Origin of the sequence: Nostoc sp. UHCC 0251, assembly GCF_034932245.1 — a bacterium.
Lineage (GTDB): Bacteria > Cyanobacteriota > Cyanobacteriia > Cyanobacteriales > Nostocaceae > Nostoc.
The window spans coordinates 1-18,926 of sequence record NZ_JAYGHD010000038.1 but is presented as its reverse complement, the minus strand read 5'-3'; the positions used below and the strand labels follow the sequence as shown (position 1 = coordinate 18,926).

The window sequence follows — 18,926 nt, the reverse complement described above, 5'->3', positions numbered from 1 at the left end:
ACAACTCTAACCATTAATTAATTACAGACTTGAAAAATTATTAGCAATCACTAACTAGGCTGCTTGAAGGTTCTGGAGAAGTGATGGTTTAGCATAACCATGACTAATAAAATTCCGAATACTATCTTCTGCATCCCAAGGGTCAGTGATTTCGATAAAGTTCCACCTACCAAAACCACCATGTTGATTTATCGCTGGTATCCAAAGATTTTGGGTTGTAGCAACTTTCGCTGCTTTATCTTTTCTGGCTTCTCCTGATACCTCAACAATCAAATTTGATAAATCACCCTGCCCATCATTTATCCTTGCAATGAAGTCAGGCATATAGTTCTTTTGTTCACCATTTAAGGTATAGGGAATCAAGAAACCGAGTCCCTGATTTTTGACATAACAAACTACTTCATCCATGTCTTCTAACACCTGTGTCATCTTTTGTTCCCAACTGTTGGTGTCAGCAACCACATGGGAAATATGACATTTCATAGGGTTAGTGACATAAACAGGACGGGCTGTACTGAAGTCTACATAACTTGTTGAACCCATTGGGTCATAAGGCCGCAATATGGGTTTAAGAGATTTTTCACTTTCGCCAGCAACTATTGCCTGATAGATATAATCTGAGGCATCATGGGCATACTCATTTAGCAGTAGCATTTGAGGATATGTCCCAGATTTGTAGGTGACGCATTCTTTTATCCATCGCTTTGCTATCTGCAACACTTGGGGAAATAACCAAGCCTGGACTTCTGACTCAAACTCACTGCATCGAAAATATTTTTCTAAGGTAAATTTCGCTAGCAAGAAAACTACTTCTTGTTCACGTTGCGATCGCAGGTCATCAAGGGTATGAATATTAGACTGACCAATGATAGGGGCAACTGTTGTGCTACTGGGTAAGTCAGCCGTAGATAGGGAATAGTGACAGCCAGGTTTACTAAAATCTGGTGTCAGTTTTTTGCTGCTGACTTCGTAACGATAGCCTAACAACTTCGGGAAAGTAATTTCACAATCAATCCTTTCTGGAAGTGAGCGTACACGAGTAGGCAGTAACCCCGGTTTTGGTGTCTTGTTTGAACCAGCACAGGGAATAAAGGCAAAGGGAATACCATAGACTTCGGCATACTCCGGCTCAAACATCCCTTGGTCATTGCTGGTATAGCTGATGCGTCTTAAACCCCTTCCTACTACCTGTTCGCACAAAAGCTGAGTACCAAATGCCCTCACTCCCAAGATGTGGGTAACTGTATTGGCATCCCAACCTTCAGTCAGCATGGAAACAGAGACAACACAACGAATATGTTCACCCAACTTGCCAGCTTTACCTACTGTATTTAATACTTCTCGCAACAGGTCTTCATTACTGATTTTGTCTGGGTCTTGACCTGGATATCTATTTCGGTACTCAGTTTTAAACTCTTCTATCTCCCGTGCTGCCAGTTGCTTAAACTCAGCAGTCATGCTTTCCCCAGACTCTAACTGCTCACTGTCAATCAGAATTGTGTTAGGTCGAGATGCCCAGTTACCATCTTTGACATTGCTAAACACCGATAACTGACCAGGGGTTAAAACAGGTCTGCCATCGGGGTAAGTTCTACCAGTATCCCAACCGCAGATATAGTCATAAACCATCTTTGAGACGCTGGTATTGTTGCAGACTACGATAAAAACTGGTGGTGTGAGTCCCTTGGCTTGTGCCTCAGAATTTTGCTCCCAGGCTTTGTAATTCTTCTCGTAGTTGCTGTACAGCGTCCGCAGCGCACCTTCTAATTCCTTGGGTAGTTTTGGTTCTGGAGTTGAGGGGACATTTTCTTTAGAACCCCTCCCTTTCTTGGGCAGATGGTCACGAATTAGCGTCCAAATGTTGCGATAAGTAGGTAATTCTCCCTTCATGCTGTCATCAGATACAGGCACACGAGGGATTTTGACAATACCAGATTCAATAGCATCAATTAGCGAGAAATCGGATACAACCCAAGGAAATAAAGTCCCTTCCTTATAGCCTGAACCTTTTAAGAAAAATGGAGTAGCTGAGAGGTCATAAACTACCTTTATCCCTAATTTCTGTTGAATAGCTTCTAAGCCTGAAATCCAAACTCTCGCTTCCTCTTCATTTTTTTTCGCTTCCTTTAAATCATCTCCTTTATATTTTTCTTCATCACCACCAACACGACGACGGTAACAGTGGTGTGCTTCATCATTAATAACAATAATATTTTTCTTAGTCCCCAGTCCTCGACATACCCGATTAACCATCTGAGATGGGGTTTCAGTAAATGGGCTTTCCTTGCCTTGCCTCAGAATGCTTTTAGTTAATGCAGCAGCATTGGTATGCTCCTTGAGTTTGAAAGCATGATAGTTGGTAATTACTATTTTGGCTTTCTCTAATTCTGCAAATAAATCTGAGGGTACTAAGTCTAACTTTTTGTAATAGTTTTCTGGATCATTGGGCAACAACACACGCAAGCGATCGCGGATTGTAATCCCTGGCGCAACTACTAAAAACGTGTCACTAAATTCTCGACGCTGAGGATTAGCAATTTTATTGAGGGAATGCCAAGCAATCAGCATTGACATCACGACGGTTTTTCCGCTACCTGTCGCCATCTTCAACGCTTGACGAAATAGCAACGGGTTAGCGTCCTCTTTAAACTGGTTAAGCTTATTTTTAATCCAAGTATCTCCAGACTTCTCAGCAACCTCAGTAATATAAATAACTGTTTCTAAAGCCTCTATTTGACAAAAAAACAGTTTCCTTTCTCGATCTGGATTTGTCCAATGTTCTAATAATCGCCGTGTTATGGGAGTGATATTGACTGCACTACGATAACCACCACGCCGCCATAATGAAACGCGATCGCGGATATCGTTAATATCCTTGTTTTCCTCTATTCGGTCTTGCGTCCATAGTCCTAAGTCAAGCTCAAGCTGCTTATCCTGCTTTTTAGGTTTAGCAATGGGAATGAAATAATGACTTTTGCGCCTAGTATCAACAATGTCGCTAGTAATGCCATCGTCATCAAAACGGAAATGTTTTTGAGGTTCGGCAAATGCTGAATTGATAATGGGGTTTTCAATAACGACTTGCTTCACCGATATATTTCTCCTAAACTTTCAATATTGGTGCTGATAGTAATATTAAGCACAACTAATTTTGTAAATACTTAGCCAGCAAATCCTGACCCTGAGTGCCCATCTCATCAAGCTTCTGCTCAATAAGTTTCATCGCCATCGGCGACGGTTTAGAGCGTCCATTTTCCCAACGGTTGATTGTGCTATATGTCACACCCAACTGGGCTGCAAGCTGTTCTTGCGTTAGCCCAGAGGCAAGCCGCAGATCATGAATGATCTGCCCCACCTCTGGCTGTTTGATAGCCAAGGGTTTTTTGATAGTCATTTACTTTCAAACTTGATTCACTTGCTTAAGTAGCAAGTGCTATATGATTTGTTACATATTAATCATGATCAAGCAGAGTACCATCCGTATATACGCGGAATATTTTTTTAGTTATAAAAATTTTTACTTTAATAAGAGCAATTTCTTAAGTAATGCTGGAAGAGTTGCTAGAGGAGTACGCTAGTCTCAACTTCTCCCAGAACTGAAGGGCGATCGCGCTACAACTAGTCATTAACTAAGAATGTATTATCATCCTTTGAAAATAATACTTCATGTCCAAATTCAACTACAAAAACCTTTGTCAGTTCATACTTTTCATTTCTATCAGTAAATAAACAGTTAACTGTTTTAACTTCTTGAGTACCTGAATTGCAGTATTTAAATGTTGCTGTTATCGTTCGTACTTTCATATTTTTTTAGAGGAAAACTGAGGAATAGCGTAGGCATCGTTAATTACTTCTTATTTTTGCCAACATATCTTGTTCCATCATATAAGCATGGGCTTTCTTCTTTATATTGATATGGATATTTATATGTGGTGCAAATTTCGCCGCTTACATTTACATACATTGAACCAGAATATATTTCCTGTCCTGGACAAATAGAAATATGTTCTGCGGGAGTTATGCTTTGAAGATGATAATTATTTGCATAACCTATTTCATGATTATGTTCTGTTGGAATTTTTGATTTTTTCATATAAGGACAACCACAAATAGAGCATACATGATCGGGTTCGTCCAAAAAGACACTATCTCTTTCAAGATTACAAATAAAACAAATCATTTTCTTACTTTATTAGAGGATACTATTAATAGTGCAAACAGCGATGTCTACGACAAGGCTATCGCCAACGCTGCTAATTTAATTCTGCCCAGATTGATTTACTTCATCTTCATAAATAATAAATTTTCTTTTTCTCATTTCATCGAAACATTCTTCATGAAGCAAGCAGAGTGTATCATCTGGTAAAATTCTTAATAGATTTTTAATTAGCAACTCTAATATCATAATATTACTCAATTCCCCCATATAAAAGCTTGTAGCCAATCTCTAGACGTTCAATAAATTCAGGGGTGTTTTGATTATTCCAAAGTGGATTTTGCTTATCTTTAATCCAATTAATAGATGAGTGACATACATTATCATGGCAATCTAAACAAACCGGAAATACAGTTACACCAATATTATCATTCCCATATTTAGCATGATGCAATTGCTCTGAAGGGCAAACGAGGCAGACACAGCATAAACCTTTGACAGATTTATGAGCGATCGCACATTGTTTTTTGTATTTCTTAATATCTCCATAACGAGCATTCCAATTTAAAGATCCAGATATTTCATTAGTTCTCTTAGCCCCTCGTCGTTGAGAATGTGTCCTGTGAGTGATTCCCACTTTGCTTTCACGTTTACTGATGATGGCCTTCCCACTTCGCTTACCCATTTCTTTATCTCCTCATGCCAATCTCCACTAGTGGCTGTTGCTTCTTGTTTAGTTGCAGATGGGGGTGGTTGTGCTAATGGTTCATCACCAAAGTTTTTACTTTTTGGATAGTTGTATAAATCAACTTCTACAGGGTTTTTATCACTTAAGCCCTTCATTTTCAGCCATGCTTTACCGCTACTGGTAGCCTCACCATTTACCCCAGCCTTCGCTACACAATCGACTCTGGGTGAAGAATCGATAAGCTTCGAGAATCCCTGCAATCTGCTGGCAATACTGGTCTGGTTATCTGAATGAGCAGTGAGACAAACTGTATAGCCCCATTTTCTAATATTGGTTAACGATTGTTTAAGGGAATCAGCCCACAAATCAGGATCTACACCATGAACCTCATAAGTGTTAGCTTCCATCAAAAACACAGCTACCTTGCCCTCTAAGCCACTTTTGTCTTTGATGTAGTCTAGATAATCATCCTCGTCAATCCCTAGTTTTCTGCATTGTTGTTGACGGTCTGCGATCGCAGTCGGGAATTGCTCAAAAAATTCGTTTATCTCATCAACATCGGCCAGCACTTGAACCCCTGACCAAATATCAGGGTTAGTTTCGGGATTTATGATTACGATGTGCCAGCCGTCATCCTTGAGCAGCCGGATCATTAGCCGTTCAAGTGTAGATTTACCAGAACCTTGTTCACCACTTAAAACTCTAAATGGCAACTTCAACAGTTTATAAATCCACTGATATGTAGAATCTAATTCAAGTTTGGTTGATTTAGTATCTTTTGAAGTTTTATTATTCTTACTAGTATCACCATTTAATATATTAATTTTTTCTTGATCGGCCTTAGATGCGGCTAATTCATCCTCAGCAATCTGTTTATTGATTCGACTATCGTTTAAATCAAATTGTTTGAGTGTAGAAGTATGAGTGCGGTCTTGAACTTCTGATTGTCTTCTTAACTTATCTTGAACAGCATCAACTGAAATTTGACCAGCATTAACACGCTGACCATCCCATTTTTGATTGATAGCAGTAGCTTTAAAATCCCTCTCGTTTCTAGCTGATATAGTAGCCAATTTATAGTAAGTTTTTAAATCTTCTAACTGTTTAAATTTTTTATCATAATCAATCTGGCATTTATTAGACCATGCTAAGTATGCGCTGCCAGCTAGGAATGGAGCGAGTAACAGCCAAATTCCACCTGAATTATCGCCTCTATACTCTTGAACAATAAATGACTCTTCAGATAGTGGAATAGCTGCTCTATACTGCTCACTCTCCCACACTTCCTTTAGCAACCTGCGACGATACCGACAGTATTTTAAATCTAGCCGTCCCTGTGATTCTTTGGCATTAGGTTGATTAATATTTGCAGTTTTAGGGCAAAACTGTACTGTTACTTGGTTAAAGCTAAATTCATTTATCTGCCCCAAATAAAATGCTGATGTCAATGAACTAATCACCCCCAATACTGTAAGAATAGGTAAAGCTTTCTTCACAACTTCACCTCTTGTTTACCCCAATACCAATAAATACTAATGCTACTAATCCAGCACCAACAACAGCCCCCTTCATCCATTCTTCTTGTTGCTTTGTAGGTAAGCTATTAAATTCCTCCACAGCGTTATTGAAGGTATAGTAAGTGGTTTTAGAATCGTTAATCATACCAATTAACTTGCCAGTAGATGACCAAACTACAAAAATACTTGCTAATACTCCAAATAGAAATTTAAATAACTTACCCATACCATCGACTTCCCATTGTCCGTTTTTATTATTTAAATTAAAACTATCTAAGCAATCACGATTTACTATTTGATTTACCACTAATGCAAGTGCGATCGCTAGATTAATTCCACCTGAGCCAAGATTCAAAACCAGCCATTTACAAAGCGAATAACTACTAATGCCCCAGAAAAATGTTTCTAATCCTCTAAGAATAGATTCATTCTTAGCAATTTTCTTGTCGGCTCTTTCCTTGTAATTATTGATTTCTTCTATCTGATCAGGTGTGAAACTGTCGTCTGTTTCTACTGGATAGTTACTTTGAGGTGCTGGTTCACTATCATCAAAGTCTGTGTATGGAATTTGAGTCATAATAATTACCAAATATTTTGCCCCCCTTGCCGCGTAGGGGGCTTTTTGTCAATTAGCTGAAGAAATCACGGATACTTTGCCACATCCTACTAAGTGGATTAGTAATGTATTGCTTTCGAGGAATCAGAGTTAAATCACTCTCGCTTCCATTCTGTAAAATGTGCTGAATTTTCTTATTTTCATAGTCTTCATCCGCTTTTAACTGGGCGATATAAGGTTTATTAGATATATTCTCCATTTGCACCTTATAGTCAATTTCTTTCATTTGACTATCAACCCAGGCTTGTAATTTGATTGTGTCCATTTGGTCGAGATGTCTGTCCTCTTCAGCCTCTAAAGAGATAAACAGGCGCTCTTTGTATTCCTCTAGCAAGTTATTAAACTTGGTATTTTCTAGCGTTAAGTCTGAGGCCGCTTTATCAATTGCTAATGCTCCTTTGCCACCTTCTTTGTAAAGCTCAGAGAGAGTTTGATTATACTGAGTATTACCCTGAATGTAATTTTTAAGGTGGTCTTTAATAGTAGGTAAGGACATCTGCAAGCGTTCACCTAGTTTACCCATATCAGCAATTTGGGTAAGAGACTTTTCATCACCTAGAGCAGCCTTAACAATTAGTTGATTAGAAATATCAAATTTATTTCTAGTGGCACGGCTAACATCTTTACCATAACCTGTTACATGGTCTTTAATATATTTGGCTTTAACCATTAGCATTTCTCCATTGGAATAGATAAGGGACAATAATCAATCAATTTCTTCTCTTGTAGCCGTTCCTCAATTATTGAAGGTAAATGATAGTGTTGATAAGCTTGAGAAATTCCCGAAAGGGCAAATAATAAGGATGTTAGCGCGATTATTCCAAAGAATAACCGTGCTAAAGCATCATTTTTATGTGTTGGCGAAGCCGCGAAACCGAGCCAGGACAGCAATTTCTGAGTTTTTGAGGTTCTTTCTAATTACCTCAGTATCGGTTTGAATTGCTTTTACATTATCGGCAAAGTTAGAAACCTTTTGATTTAACTGATTGGTACGTTTAGTTAAATATTCTCTAACTTCAGTAGTGCTATTTTCTAAGTCATTTTCAATACTGTCAAATTTATGAGCAATGTAACCTTTAATGGCATTGGTAACACTGCTTATAAATGATGAATAATCACCAAAAACATTATCAATACTGTCAGCTACAGCTATTGTTTCCTCTTCGGTTAGAGTAAAACCTAATGCTAATGATTGACTGCTAACTAATGCTTGCTTATCAGCATTAGACACAACTATTTGATTACTTTCTGGGGGTGCGTAGGCGTAGCCCGCCGTAGGCATCGCTTCAGATTTGCCACTAGGTATCTCTTCAGAATCTTGACCAACAGTTGATAATTCACCTTTAGAAAAGTGATTAATAGTCTGATTAAATTGCTCATCAGTTAAACTATTAGCATCAAATCCTTGAGATACAAAGTACTCTTCAATCTGGGATGGAGTTGGAGCGTAAGATCCGCCAGTAGCTTTGTTTCTGTAGAAACGATTGTAAACTTTTCTAGTTCCTGCTGCTAAAGTCATTATCTTTCCTTCCTTTCACTGATAAATTTCCAAACAATGGCGCGGTAAATAACCGCAAATATGACTTCACTAGAGTAGAGTGTGAGTTTGTTATATTTAGAGCCAGCTTGTTTGAACCATCTATAAATAGTTGAAATATCTGGCCTGATATTTTGAGCAATTAGCAACCTGATAAATTCTTCACCCGTTATCAAATTAGGAATTAAATTTTTAGCATTATCAACTGCTGCTAACAAAACTCTAAACTCTAGCGGTGTTAATGACAGTTTCGGGTAGCTTTTTCTTAACGTTGCATACTCATGTAAGTTATTTGCATTAAGCTCTAAACCGGATTTTACAAGGAATTTTTTCAGCGTTCGCCAGGTAGTATCGCCAATCCTGTCATCTATAAAAGCTTCGTAAACTTGTCTTAACTCCCTGTCTACTGGTCTTTGTAAAGTGCATACCATTTTCTCACCTCTTGCATCAAATATTTGCAAAATTTTGCAGTAAAACTACTAATTTTTGACACCAAAATAATTAATGTTTCACGCATAAAGCTAAGTTTTTGCAGTAAATTTTCTAGTTATCAAGCTTAATGAATGCTCCCAATAACTAAAGTTTTCCTAATACCTGCAACAATTACAAGCATTAGGTTTTGGTGCAAAAAACCTATAACTCAATTAAAAACCCCTCCATCTAGAGGGGCAATGATTAAAATCTATAAGCTTGAAATTAAAAAGCTATTGGTGGGGGCGGCTCAATCCCTGCCTCTTTAAGTACTTGTAGCAGCTGTACAACTCTCACTGCTAATTCTCTGGGTGTGGATTTATTGGTATTCCACTGAGAAACAACTCTGGGACACGTCCCAAGTGCGATCGCTGCTTGTGCCTGACTGGGGTAACTTGCGATCGCATTCAGAACGTACTCGCGTTTTTGTTCTTCTGCACTCATAATAGTTTTGCTCCTGTAGCCGAATCCTACGGTGGGCGATAAGTCCCCGACGTGCCAGCGCCGGGGATATATTTATTCTGAGAATATAACAAATTTAAGAAAACGTGCCACAATTCTAATAAAACATCCAACATTTATAATAAAGATGGATGAACAAGAAAGCTCAATGGCCCATAAATATCTGTTGTCTTACTACTACGTCTCCCCGCAAGACGCGGAGAGGATAGACACTTTCAGGGAAGTTTCGGGTGATACTGAAAAAACTCTAGTCACCCAATTTACAAGGGGGTGGATAGCGCGAAACAGAGACTACTATTTAAAGCTGGCTAGATTTGATGCCGACAAACGGGAAATCTCCTTTAGAGAATGGGCGGAAATTATTGTTTTGCAGGGGGTTGAAGCTTTACCCCCATATCGGCATGAGCTTAAGGACATCCCAGAGAACCCATTAAAAGATGTTGTTTTGCCTCCTAGTTCTGAGCTAATTAGGCGTGGCATCAACTACATAACGCTAGGAACGCAAAACCTAGCACTACTTAAAGTTGCAATTCACTATGACAGAGACAATGCTGTTGGCTTTGTCTCCAGAATCGTGAAAGAGCATTTTGATCGAAACTGGGACAAGCTTTATTTGCCCCAGGTAGAAGCTGAGAATTTTGAAAACTGGATTTAGGAGTAACAAAACAATGGTGCAAGCAGTATCTACAGAATTAACACCCTTAAAAGTTCAACAAGCTGTTAATGCGATTTTTGAGGTATTGGGCGAACCCACTGATGAATGGCAACGTCAGGCATTAGAGCAATACAAAAAGGGTGATGCGATCGCAGTTAAAAAAATTAACGCCAGTCATCTCAGGGATTTTTACTGTAAATGCCTGGGTTTTCTGGTCAGTGCAACAAGCACCAACCCTGCTCTACGCAAGCTTTTATCCGCCGCGACCAACGCTGCTGCTGACCACGCGCAGGTGAAGACCTTAGATAAAATCAGTGATGGAAATGCGATCGCTTTTGAGTCCAGTGATCCAGTAGGCAATGCAATCCAAAACATTTTAAGATTCCTCACGCCCCAAACTGAATATCACCAACTGGCGCTAGCTTCGAGAACTAATTACGAGGCTCTAAAAGAACTTGAGAAGGAAAATCCAGAGGATAATTTAATCAAAGTTTTGTTATATCTAACCAAGGCGAAACCAGACTCCCCCGCACTGTTCACGATCATCGCGGAGGCTGGGACAACGGCGGCGCTGTATGTTAGAAACTTGGAACATCAAAAAATCACGGATGCGATTAACACAGCACTTAATTAAGAGGAACAGATGTATAGCACTGAAGTTTTAGACGAGATGACCAAGCTAGTTTTTATGGTTAAAGACCAGCTTGATTGCTCATTTGATGAGGCTTGTGCAACAACCAGAATTATCCTTCAGAAGGTGAAAAAGAAGGAGATTTTGGTAGATAGTTCATTGAAATCTTTATTACCTACTTTCTTAGAACAGGTAAGAAGTAGTAATTTTTTCTAGAGGAAAAGGGCGATCGCGGTTTGGTTGTGCGATCGCCTTTGCTTTTGAGTCTAGAAAAAGTGATCCTTCCAGAACAGCACCAGAACCACAGGCTGAATCAGGAAGTGGGAAAAGCCATGAGTTTCTTAGAGGAAAAGGCGATCTAGTTGGACTGCGATCGCCTTCAGACTTTAAGTTATTTTGAGCAAGCCTCCTTTTTGAGTTGTACATCAACTGAGGGCAATAGCTTAAGGTTCAGTGATCCGCAGCTAGAAGAGGCAAGAACCCAAAGAGATGCTAGGGCAACTAACCCACCAACAATGATGAAGGCAGTTGATCGATGGTGAGAGTTTTGAGGTTTAAGCATTATCATTTTCCTATGAACGTTTATAGACTGCTGGTTTGGCGGCAACCAAACCGGCTTTAACTGACCACCAGTGTGATACTAAAGCTATAACCCTCATTAGGATTAGAGAAAATCACTACTTTTGTTAAATTGAACGTCTTGAAGGCATATTCCGCTTTCCAATAATCGACCATTTAAGCCATTGTCATTAAACTCATCCTGTGCCTGTGCTACACCGCGTAATATTTTTTGAGCCAAAGTATAGTTATTATCATTAACAAAACTTGCCAACTGTTCAGCAAAAGACGAAAGGCGATCGCAGTCATTACAACCAGATCGCCTCATAAATACTTATTTACTTAAATACTGCATTACTGCATCAATTACTGCATTACTCTTCTACGTCCTTGAGCGCTTCATCCAGTAAAAGCCGCACAATCTCAACCTTTTTCCTACTTGTCTTGGCTGCCAGCACAGATAACTTACGGTGCGTTGATTGAGGCAAATCAACAGTTAGTCTAACTGTTGGCTCTTTGGAAGGTTGTTGAAGTTCAGACATGAGATTAAATTTAGCTGGTTGCGGGGCGGATATAGGTGATACAGGTAATATAGGTTGCTGCTCTAGTATTGGCTGAGTCTCGCTTTGAGTATCTGAGTCTACAGTCTCCTGGTTTGGTAAACTCTCCCGTAGCGCTGATTCACCATAAACAAACTCATGAGCTAGGGCATCATTGAGGGGCTTTCGTTTTTTGCCAGTCATTTCAACATCCCCAGGATTTCTTTAAATAACCGCTCATACTCCCGTGCTGACTCTGCCGCTTGACGGCCAGGTAAATCCCAGATTGTTGCAGCTTGACCAAAAGTATCTGCGATCGCTTGTTTCTGGTGAATCACAGTTTTTAGTACAGTTGCTTCTTTGGTTTTTGATAGAAGTGCGATCGCTTCACCCAGTAACTTTGTCCCTTTCACAGCACGGCTGATGAATATAGCGGCTTGAGGCGCACCACCTCGCACAGACTGAGCTTGTTTAATTAATCGCACAGCGTCACTTGCTGACTGTAAATCTAACCCTGTGGGCTGACAGGGAACTACAGCTAGATCGGCTCTAAATAATATTGCTCTGCTGGCTTCAGACAAACCGGCTGGGCCATCTATTATTAAATGATCGCATTGAGTTGCTAACTCTGGAATTTGCTCTAAGAGTTCATCGGGTGATTGCAAGACAGTTGTGGGAATATTACTATCCTCCATCGACTTAAGCCAAATCGAGCTGCTACGTTGAGCATCAGCATCTAGTAAGTGGATTTTGTGATCTTTGCGGGATAACCAACACGCTAGATGAACGGCAGACGTAGATTTTGAGCAGCCCCCTTTTTGATTGACAAGGGCAATTACTGACATACTGCATTACTGCATTAATTACTGCATTCAGTATAGACTGTATTACACAGGATATTGCTCATTAACAATGATTACGTTCATAACCTGCCATCACAGAAAGACCAATTCCAGAACTCCCTGCACAACAGCAAAATCTCAAAGTACAAAGGTAAAATAGTTACTGTGATTAACGATTTTCAAGCCAAACCAGAAACCTTAGCAAATTTGGTAAAACAGTTGAAAACCCAATATGGTATGGGTAGAGGCACAGTACTAAGTTACAAAGCCAAAATTAGAATGGTTAATGAGTGCGGTTTACCGTATCTTAGACGGTGAGATAACTCACATAAGGAATGTAATAGTAGAAGTAGGAACCTTTGAGCAAACACGTATTACTAGTACGTATGCTCAAAGGCTCTTCCAAATTCTGACTGCAATCAGAATGAGGGTGTTGTATCAAATAAGTTTTTGCTCTTTCGCCGCAGTCTTTTAAGATTGCGCTAATTCCATAATGGCACAATCTCGTAGGTCTAGGTTTTCCATATCAGCTGATCTTGCAATTCCCCAAGCGGCTGTTGTTGCAATGCTTAGTTTCTTGTTTGGTGCAGGTTCTGTTTATGGCGTTATTCGCACTGAACAACGCCAGCATCAGTCAATTAATCAAAATCAGTCGATTGAACAGCAGTGTCAAGTTTTACCGCCAACCCAACAAATTCCTACACTACGTAGAGATACGAAGGACTAGTTAAGCGTCACAGTCTGGTGAAACTTCACAATACAACCCGTGATTTCACCAGACTGTATGCCCTACTGTATGCCTGACAATAGAGGGAAAAACTAGCGTACAATCCGCTTTTTATGGCAGACACTCAACCCGATATCATCCAAGCTGACGGTGAAGATTCTCAAAAAGAAGAGAATTTTTCTAAAATTTCCATATTAGAATTACAAAAAAAATATGAGATTGGGCGCGATCCACTGTACGCCCGGATGCGCTACCTACAAATCAAGACTTGGAAAGTGTCGGGTAAAGCCTACTTGTACGCTGACCAGATAGCCCAGATGGACGCACTACACGACCACATCAAAACTACTGGAAGGATGGAAGGCTACCCAGTGCCGGAGCCATCCGGGCCAGTTGAAGAAGAACAGCAACCAACATCTAGTACTCTGGCAGTGGCAGAAACTCAGCAGCTATCTACTACATCTAACTACGCACCTAAGCAGAAGCGATCGCAATCTTCAGGGCAAGTTGATGACATTGCGGCTATCGTACAATCTGCACAAGGTAAAGCAGCCGGTACGCTAATTGCAGAGAATGTACTTGCCCGTCACTTCATTGAAAATCCAAATCTATTGCCAGATGAGTTAAAAGCAAAAATTAAGGAATCAGGAGAGATGCCAAGCATTGACCCTTTCGCTTACGCAGACTCATTGATCAGCGCCGCAATGGGTTCTATCAGCGCGGCTTGAAGTTTTTGGGAATGCTGGCAACTGGAGCGATTGTTGCTGTTAATGGGCTAAATCCCTTATCACTTATAGCTTTGGCAATAGGTGGGGTATTAGCGATCGCTCCCAAACTCAAACTTTCCTCTAAGAACGAGACTCAAGACCCAGCACCATTAATAGAAGAGATACCCACGCCTGAAGAGAAGCGCCTTGCGGGGGTTCCCCCCGTTGTGGCGACTTCGGGGGAATTCAAAATTTACCGACAAGCTGAACTCAACCGCACCACAGCATCACTTAAAGCTAATGGTGCTATTCTCATTGCTGGTGAAGATGGGAGTGGTAAATCTGTACTAGCTGGTGCAGTTGTGGAAAATTTGCAAGATGAAGGTTACATAGTGGCCTTCATTGAACCTGCAACACCCAAGCAGATGCTCTTGGAAATTGCCCACCAGTTTGATATTCCCACTGAGGATTTAGAGGGAAAATCACTAACTGCTGACAAACTCAAAAGGGCGATCGCCACTTTCTTAGAGGAAAATACAGCCTTCCTCGTCCTCGATGACGCTCACTGTTGCGATGCCAAATTTAGGATGTGGCTTAAGCAGTTGCGGCGAAGTGACGCGCCTATGCTCCTTTTGGCAACAGACCCCCCGCGAACTGACATCTTTATCAACATTCCCAGAATCGAACTCAAACCCCTGCCAGAGTACGCAATTCGAGAGATTATGGTTATTGCTGCGGCGGAAAGAGCGATCGCACTTAAACCTTCAGAATTATCTAAATTGCAAGAACGCGCCGGGGGCAATCCCATGCTGGCGGCTCGTGCAGTGGATGAGGAATATTTAGGTTTAGACGTTGAGGGCGCTGACCACCGCCGCTATTTTGACATTACCCCTTTAATACTCCTGGCGGGAATCGCCTTTGTGATAATGCGCTTTATTGGGCTTGGGACTGGCGATCAAGCCTTGTACATTTTTGGAGGTATCGCGGCGGCTGTCTTCCTCGGTCTTTCTCGCCTTCTGTATAATCTGCCACCCGAAGACAGGAGGATACGGTAATGCTTGGAATCAGCCATTTACTAATCAGTGGCACTGCTACCAGCTTGTTGCTTGGAACCGCCAGCCCGACGATGATTGCTGTGGGTGCGATCGCTGGTCTTCTCCCAGATATCGACATCAGCACCAGTCCCGCCGGCCGTGTCCTCCCGTGGATAAGTAGATTTTTTGAGAGCAGAATGCCACACCGCAGCTGCACTCATAGCTTGGTTGCCAGCGCAGCGATCGCAATTGCCGGTTACACCGCAGCGCTATTTAATCCCAATCTCCTGAATCTCGCTCATGCCCTAAGTGTGGGCTACTTTTTTGGATGGTTTGCAGACATTTTTACTCGTGGCGGTGTGGAAATGTTCTGGCCTTCCCCGGTGCGTTGTGTCTGTCCAGGAAATCGTAATTTGCGGCTGAGAACTGGCAGTAATGCTGAGTACTTCATCCTTATATTGCTGATTGCGATCGCACTCGGCACTTTCAGCATCAACAACTCAGGCGGAATTTTAACCCAGTTCAATCGCCTGATTGCCTCTCCATCAGGTGTACAGCACATTTTCAATGAATCTGGCAGTACCCACCTAATCAAAGCCAATATCAAAGGGGTACGGACGGGCGATCGCTCTAAGATAAACGGGCAATATCTAATTATCCAGGTGCAGGGAACTGGCTTTTTAGTCCAGTCCGACGACGGGCGGATTTACAAGGCATCGACCGAACCCGATGCACAGATTTTCTTAGAGGAAATCACAGCCGATGTGGGCCGCCCGGCTATTACTAATATTGAGGCTTTGACTCTGGAGGATGAACCGATCGAGAGTGCGATCGCACAGTTTAACCGCGCTGGTGCGATGGTATTCATCTCTGGTCAGTTATCAGTGGATGGGTTGGAAACCGCAGGTTTACCGCGTGACCCGTACCAATTCCCTGTTATTAAGGCCACTGACACCAGCATCACCCTAGAAGCCGCACCCCTTGCAATTGTCCAAAGCAAGCTGGGTGAGGAATTCGCCACAGGTCAACTTCAAGTGAGGGTGATTAATAGCAGTAGTCAATAGTCCCTATTCCCTGCTCCCTACTCCCTACTCCCCTTTCTCCCCTATACCTTATGCCCAATGCCCAATGCCCAATGTCTAACTTCAAAATCTAAAATCTAAAATCTAAAATCCCCGTTCCCTACTCCTAATTTAATAACCCGATGCCTCCTAAACCACTGCCAACAGCTACCTTAAAGCCTAACCAATCCAAGAAAAGTACTACAGAATCAGCAACAGACGGTATTCTGTTAGGTGACAAAGTTTACTGGAACCCTGCGAACTTACCTAATGGCCACATTGCCATTATTGGCGCTTCTGGCAGTGGAAAAACTCAGACATTAAAAGCGATCGCCTACGAACTAACTCGCTTCTATCCGAGTGTACGCTGCATACTGATTGATTTTCATGGCGACCAACAGCTTCCCGGTGAGGTTTGCTACCCGCTTAATATGGAATCGCCTTATGGTATCAATCCCTTAGTAGTTGACCTTGACACCAAAGGCGGGGGGCCATCACTGCAAGCGATCGCAGTTGCAGCCATCCTCAAAAAAGCGCTCACAATGGGCGTGAACCAGGAAGGCTTAATAATTGATATTCTGACCACTTGCTACAAACACTGTGGAATCATTCAAGATAACCCACAAAGCTGGAAGCTGGAACCTCCAACATTTGCCGATGTGCGGGAAGAGATAAATAGCAGAATTAAGAGTGGTTGTAAGGAATCTTCTAGACTTGCGCTCAAGCTGGCGGCGATGTTTGAATATGGGATATTTACTCGCCCTCAGCCATCCCTTAATCATCAGATTATCAGGTTTGATTTATCGGCATTGGGTAAAGTGCCGGGGTTAGGTGCGATCGCAGCAGAAGTACTTATCAAGCAAGTAATGGATGCTCACCGCATCATGGGAGAAATTGAGGGGAAAATTCCTAGAAGTTACTTGTTTATTGATGAATGTAAGGAAGTAAAAGATTCAAAACAACTAAATTTAGTCTTTGCGGATGGTCGCAAATATGGGTTAGGTTCTGGAGTAGGCTCTCAAAAAAGAAAAGATATGAGCGATGACGTAATCATGAATAGCTCAACAAAAATTGTTTTGGCAGTAGATCAAACTGAAGTTAAGAAGATTGCTAAAGATTTTAGATTTGCTGAAGGCTTGGTTAGCCAGTTACAACCACTAGAGGCACTTGTAAGGATGGGAAGCAACGCAGAAAAATGTAAAATAAAGCCTTTTTATGAAAGAATTTAATATCAATAACTTAACCACTTATTTTTGCGTTGGGCTAGCTGGACTAATTTTTACAGCTAAATATTATCCCCAGAACAAAATAGCCGTTGCACAATCTAACAATAAGGCTGTTATTGAAACTCCTAAACCTGATATAGCAGAGGATAGCGTTGGCGCAGCCTCTCGTAGAGAAGCGTTAGCGAGTCCACGAGCGTCAGAAGTAGACGATTCTGCTATTTCAATCCTCCAACAAAACCGTCCTCTAAGAATGAGCATATCCGTTGATAATCCGTCATTTCTAAAGGTTCGAGTTGGTCAAGAAATTAAAAAAGGGGATGTAATTTCTGATAACTCTACAGAACGCGATCGCTTAGATAAACAGAAAAAATCTGTCAAATTGCAAATTGATAATTTAAAATCTAAAACTATTCCCGAACCCTTCAAACCTACCCAAGCGCTAGGATTAAAGCCATTACCCCCGGCTATTTTCTCAGAAGAAAGTGCTGCGATCGCACAATCTAAAATGAAGTTATCCCAGGCTGAGGCACTTCTAGAGGCGCGTACACAGCTATTACAAAGTGATAATCCAGAACGTAGGGCTGAATCTGAAAATGCTGAAGCCGGATTCCAAATTGCATCTCAAAAAGTGGCAGAACAAGAGCAGATGATTCAGTCCATGCGGGATATGAAATTATCGACTGAAATTCTGCAACATGAAGAGGCCAAATTAAAGCAGTTGCAATCGGAAATGGATCAGGCTAACTCCGCGCTTGACCAGAGCAAAGCCAAACTCAACGCTTCTGCAATTAATCAGCAACAGGAATTACAACAGTTACAGATAAATGTAAGATTGGCACAGTCTGATTTAGAGGTTGCAGAGTCCAAATTAATCGCTGCTCAAAATCGTCGCCAGCTTACAGAATATGATGCAAATCTGAATGAGGCACGTAGACAACAGCAGGAAAATCAAACTCAGCAAGAATATTCGCGGCAGCAGCAACAATATGCCCAATCTGTCAGGGATAGGGATTATCAACTAGCACAGTTGGCAATTTCACTCACTAATATTGAAGATAAACTAGCACTTATCCCGATGTTGCGATCGCCTAGAAACGGATACATTAGGCGCATCAAACCGTGGACTGGCAAGGATGGGAAATACACCACAACTATTACTATTAGCGCTGGTACTAATTCCTCTAAGAATGGGGGAAGTACAAGCACAGTCACCATCCCCAGTTCAAATCCCAGTAGCACCAGCCAAAACCCCCGCTAAAACTCCGCCGCCCCCGACCACTGGAGATGATACTGAGACACCGGACGAGACACAGGAAGAGGAGACGCGATCGCAAGAGGATTTATCGCCAGAAGAGGCACAGCAGGCGGATCAGGATGCTGATTGTGATTTGAACGATATTTTTGCCAAACGGTCACGAAATGCTTCAAAACTCATTAGGACAAGATATAGGTTCTTGGCAACTTTTGGTGATCTCGGTTGGGGGAAGGCAGAAGGCAGA

General features: G+C 41.4%; 22 protein-coding genes and 2 pseudogenes. 10 read left to right on the top strand and 14 right to left on the bottom strand.

Going from position 1 to position 18,926, the window contains the following annotated elements:
* Positions 1-54: 54 nt before the first annotated feature.
* The 10 genes from VB740_RS07455 to VB740_RS07410 all read right to left on the bottom strand — a co-directional run bounded on the left by VB740_RS07455 (position 55) and on the right by VB740_RS07410 (position 9,429).
* On the bottom strand, positions 55-3,090 hold the full coding sequence (locus tag VB740_RS07455; protein ID WP_323199406.1) for a BPTD_3080 family restriction endonuclease: 3,036 nt from the start codon (positions 3,088-3,090) through the stop codon (positions 55-57).
* A 55-nt stretch (positions 3,091-3,145) separates the two neighbouring features.
* Positions 3,146-3,394, bottom strand: coding sequence for a helix-turn-helix transcriptional regulator (locus VB740_RS07450; RefSeq protein WP_323199405.1), 249 nt, complete (start codon positions 3,392-3,394; stop codon positions 3,146-3,148).
* Between the two features lie 453 nt (positions 3,395-3,847).
* The gene (locus VB740_RS07445; RefSeq protein ID WP_323199404.1) at positions 3,848-4,093 is read right to left on the bottom strand and encodes a hypothetical protein; all 246 of its coding nucleotides are present in this window, start codon (positions 4,091-4,093) and stop codon (positions 3,848-3,850) included.
* A gap of 316 nt (positions 4,094-4,409) precedes the next feature.
* The gene (locus VB740_RS07440) at positions 4,410-4,793 is read right to left on the bottom strand and encodes a hypothetical protein (RefSeq protein WP_323199403.1); all 384 of its coding nucleotides are present in this window, start codon (positions 4,791-4,793) and stop codon (positions 4,410-4,412) included.
* The gene (locus VB740_RS07435) at positions 4,721-6,340 is read right to left on the bottom strand and encodes an ATP-binding protein (RefSeq protein WP_323199402.1); all 1,620 of its coding nucleotides are present in this window, start codon (positions 6,338-6,340) and stop codon (positions 4,721-4,723) included. The genes VB740_RS07440 and VB740_RS07435 overlap by 73 nt, the downstream gene beginning before the upstream one ends.
* A gap of 4 nt (positions 6,341-6,344) precedes the next feature.
* Complete coding sequence (locus tag VB740_RS07430; protein WP_323199401.1) at positions 6,345-6,938, bottom strand: hypothetical protein; 594 nt, start codon at positions 6,936-6,938, stop codon at positions 6,345-6,347.
* Positions 6,939-6,990: 52 nt separating this feature from the next.
* On the bottom strand, positions 6,991-7,647 hold the full coding sequence (locus VB740_RS07425) for a hypothetical protein (RefSeq protein ID WP_323199400.1): 657 nt from the start codon (positions 7,645-7,647) through the stop codon (positions 6,991-6,993).
* A 180-nt stretch (positions 7,648-7,827) separates the two neighbouring features.
* Positions 7,828-8,496, bottom strand: a complete 669-nt coding sequence (locus VB740_RS07420) for a hypothetical protein (protein WP_323199399.1) — start codon at positions 8,494-8,496, stop codon at positions 7,828-7,830.
* Positions 8,496-8,975 (bottom strand): hypothetical protein, encoded by a 480-nt coding sequence (locus tag VB740_RS07415; RefSeq protein WP_323199398.1) that lies wholly within the window; start codon positions 8,973-8,975, stop codon positions 8,496-8,498. The genes VB740_RS07420 and VB740_RS07415 overlap by 1 nt, the downstream gene beginning before the upstream one ends.
* Positions 8,976-9,210: 235 nt before the next feature.
* On the bottom strand, positions 9,211-9,429 hold the full coding sequence (locus tag VB740_RS07410) for a hypothetical protein (RefSeq protein WP_323199397.1): 219 nt from the start codon (positions 9,427-9,429) through the stop codon (positions 9,211-9,213).
* Positions 9,430-9,574: 145 nt separating this feature from the next.
* Between VB740_RS07410 and VB740_RS07405 the strand changes: the two genes are divergently transcribed.
* Together VB740_RS07405 and VB740_RS07400 are read left to right on the top strand one after the other, a co-directional pair.
* Positions 9,575-10,102, top strand: coding sequence for a transposase (locus VB740_RS07405; RefSeq protein ID WP_323199396.1), 528 nt, complete (start codon positions 9,575-9,577; stop codon positions 10,100-10,102).
* A gap of 13 nt (positions 10,103-10,115) precedes the next feature.
* Complete coding sequence (locus VB740_RS07400; RefSeq protein WP_323199395.1) at positions 10,116-10,736, top strand: hypothetical protein; 621 nt, start codon at positions 10,116-10,118, stop codon at positions 10,734-10,736.
* A gap of 180 nt (positions 10,737-10,916) precedes the next feature.
* On the opposite strand, the gene VB740_RS07395 is transcribed toward VB740_RS07400, so the two are convergent.
* From VB740_RS07395 to VB740_RS07380, 4 genes are all read right to left on the bottom strand, one after another.
* Positions 10,917-11,159 carry a hypothetical protein gene (locus VB740_RS07395; protein ID WP_323199394.1) on the bottom strand — a complete coding sequence of 81 codons (243 nt, stop codon included), beginning with the start codon at positions 11,157-11,159 and terminating at the stop codon, positions 10,917-10,919.
* 238 nt (positions 11,160-11,397) lie between these two features.
* Positions 11,398-11,619 (bottom strand): hypothetical protein, encoded by a 222-nt coding sequence (locus VB740_RS07390; protein WP_323199393.1) that lies wholly within the window; start codon positions 11,617-11,619, stop codon positions 11,398-11,400.
* Between the two features lie 46 nt (positions 11,620-11,665).
* Positions 11,666-12,034, bottom strand: coding sequence for a CopG family transcriptional regulator (locus VB740_RS07385; protein WP_323199392.1), 369 nt, complete (start codon positions 12,032-12,034; stop codon positions 11,666-11,668).
* Positions 12,031-12,675 (bottom strand): AAA family ATPase, encoded by a 645-nt coding sequence (locus VB740_RS07380; protein WP_323199391.1) that lies wholly within the window; start codon positions 12,673-12,675, stop codon positions 12,031-12,033. The genes VB740_RS07385 and VB740_RS07380 overlap by 4 nt, the downstream gene beginning before the upstream one ends.
* Positions 12,676-12,758: 83 nt before the next feature.
* On the opposite strand from VB740_RS07380, the pseudogene VB740_RS07375 reads away from it, so the two are divergent.
* From VB740_RS07375 to VB740_RS07340, 8 genes and pseudogenes are all read left to right on the top strand, one after another.
* Positions 12,759-12,951: pseudogene (locus VB740_RS07375) on the top strand (stress response translation initiation inhibitor YciH); the annotation flags it as partial.
* A gap of 214 nt (positions 12,952-13,165) precedes the next feature.
* A complete protein-coding gene (locus VB740_RS07370; RefSeq protein ID WP_104910280.1) occupies positions 13,166-13,399 on the top strand; it encodes a hypothetical protein in 234 nt (77 codons plus the stop codon).
* 113 nt (positions 13,400-13,512) lie between these two features.
* Positions 13,513-14,127: a hypothetical protein gene (locus VB740_RS07365; RefSeq protein WP_323199390.1), complete on the top strand. Its 615-nt coding sequence runs from the start codon at positions 13,513-13,515 to the stop codon at positions 14,125-14,127.
* An 11-nt stretch (positions 14,128-14,138) separates the two neighbouring features.
* On the top strand, positions 14,139-15,161 hold the full coding sequence (locus tag VB740_RS07360; protein WP_323199389.1) for an ATP-binding protein: 1,023 nt from the start codon (positions 14,139-14,141) through the stop codon (positions 15,159-15,161).
* A complete protein-coding gene (locus tag VB740_RS07355) occupies positions 15,161-16,204 on the top strand; it encodes a metal-dependent hydrolase (RefSeq protein ID WP_323199388.1) in 1,044 nt (347 codons plus the stop codon). Before VB740_RS07360 ends, VB740_RS07355 begins: the two co-directional genes overlap by 1 nt.
* A 140-nt stretch (positions 16,205-16,344) precedes the next feature.
* Positions 16,345-17,430: an ATP-binding protein gene (locus tag VB740_RS07350; RefSeq protein WP_323199387.1), complete on the top strand. Its 1,086-nt coding sequence runs from the start codon at positions 16,345-16,347 to the stop codon at positions 17,428-17,430.
* Positions 17,417-18,685, top strand: coding sequence for a hypothetical protein (locus tag VB740_RS07345; protein ID WP_323199386.1), 1,269 nt, complete (start codon positions 17,417-17,419; stop codon positions 18,683-18,685). Before VB740_RS07350 ends, VB740_RS07345 begins: the two co-directional genes overlap by 14 nt.
* Positions 18,615-18,926 (top strand): annotated as a pseudogene (locus tag VB740_RS07340) (hypothetical protein); the annotation flags it as partial. The gene VB740_RS07345 and the pseudogene VB740_RS07340, both read left to right, overlap by 71 nt.